The 1,486-nt window shown below is 73.3% G+C and carries 3 protein-coding genes; 2 read left to right on the top strand and 1 reads right to left on the bottom strand.

Going from position 1 to position 1,486, the window contains the following annotated elements:
• Together C1I98_RS38780 and C1I98_RS38785 are read left to right on the top strand one after the other, a co-directional pair.
• Positions 1 to 837 (top strand): aminotransferase class V-fold PLP-dependent enzyme (locus C1I98_RS38780; RefSeq protein ID WP_111172172.1); only part of this gene is annotated, 837 nt, incomplete at its 5' end.
• 43 nt (positions 838 to 880) lie between these two features.
• A complete protein-coding gene (locus C1I98_RS38785) occupies positions 881 to 1,231 on the top strand; it encodes an ArsR/SmtB family transcription factor (protein ID WP_111172173.1) in 351 nt (116 codons plus the stop codon).
• 4 nt (positions 1,232 to 1,235) lie between these two features.
• Here the strand turns inward: C1I98_RS38785 and C1I98_RS38790 are convergent.
• Positions 1,236 to 1,486: tyrosine-type recombinase/integrase (locus C1I98_RS38790; RefSeq protein ID WP_146607929.1), on the bottom strand; the 251-nt coding region annotated here is incomplete at its 5' end.

The raw sequence follows: 1,486 nt of genomic DNA on the forward strand, positions 1-1,486 counted from the left end.
CCCGCCGACATCGCCGTCGGCGCCACCGTCTCCCAGGCGCTCTCAGCCCTGGCCGCCGCCCTGCCCCCCGGCGCCGAAGTCCTCGTCCCCGAAGAGGAGTTCACCTCCAACCTGTTCCCCTGGGCCGTCAGCGCCCGCCTGCGCACCGTCCCGCTGGAGCGCCTCGCCGACGCCGTCACCCCCCGCACCCGCGTCGTCGCCTTCAGCCTGGTGCAATCGGCCGACGGCCGCCCCGCGCCCACCGCCGACATCCTCACCGCCGCCCGCGACCACGACGCCCTCACCGTCACCGACGCCACCCAGGCGTGCGGCTGGCTGCCCGTCCAGGCCACCCGCTTCGACATATTGACCTGCGCCGCCTACAAATGGCTGATGGCCCCCCGCGGCGCCACCTACACCTACCTGTCGCCCCGCGCCCGCCGGCACATGCGCCCCATCGCCGCCAACTGGTACGCCGGATCAGACCCCGGCGGCTCCTACTACGGGCCGCCGCTGCGCCTGGCCTCCGACGCCCGCGCCTTCGACCTGTCCCCGGCGTGGTTCAGCCAGGTCGGCGCCGCCGTCACCCTGGAACTGCTCGGCCGCATCGGCGTGCCCGCCGTCCACGACCACGACACCGCGCTGGCCGCCCGCTTCTGCGCCGGCCTGGACCTCGCGCCCACCGGCGGCGCCATCGCCACCGCCCCGGCGGACGCCGCCGCGCTGCGACGGCTGGCCGAGGCCGGGGTGCGCACCGCCGTACGCGCCGGCCGGATCCGCGCCTCCTTCCACCTCTACACCACCGAAGACGACGTCGACCGCGCCGTGGCCGCCCTCACCGGCCACGACCCCACATAAATCAGCGTTGACTTATATAAGTGGTCCCTGACACGATGGTGGCGTGCACGCCTTCGACGTCCTGGGAGACCCCGTCCGCCGCCGAATCCTCGAACTCCTCACCGACGGCGAACTCCCCGCCGGGGAGATCACCACCGCCATCCAGCGCGAATTCGGCATCTCCCAGCCCGGCGTCTCCCAGCACCTGCGCGTCCTGCGCGACAACGGCTTCGCCACCGTCCGCCCCCAAGGCACCCGCCGCCTCTACACCGTCGACGCGGCCGGCCTGCGCGAAGCCGACACCTGGCTCGCCGCCTTCCGCCGCTTCTGGGCCCCCCACCTCGACGCCCTCACCACCGAGATCGCCCGCGGCAAACGCGACCGCCGCCGCACCACCGAAACAGGGGAGCGGTAACCCCTCACCGCTCACGCGGATCACGCAACAACGGATGCGCCCGCATCGCCACCTCAAGCTCCCCGGGCAGCTCATCACGGTAACGCCCCAGCGTCGACAGATCACCGTGCCCCAACACCCGCCGCACCGCGTCCATGTCCACCGCATCGGCCAGCAGATGCGTCGCCGTCGTGTGCCGCAACCCATGCGGGGTCACCGAACGCCGATGCGCCACCTCCACCCCCCGCTGCACCCGGTCGATCACCGCCTGCACAC

Origin of the sequence: Spongiactinospora gelatinilytica (genome assembly GCF_003236385.1) — a bacterium.
GTDB classification, from domain to species: Bacteria; Actinomycetota; Actinomycetes; order Streptosporangiales; family Streptosporangiaceae; genus Spongiactinospora; species Spongiactinospora gelatinilytica.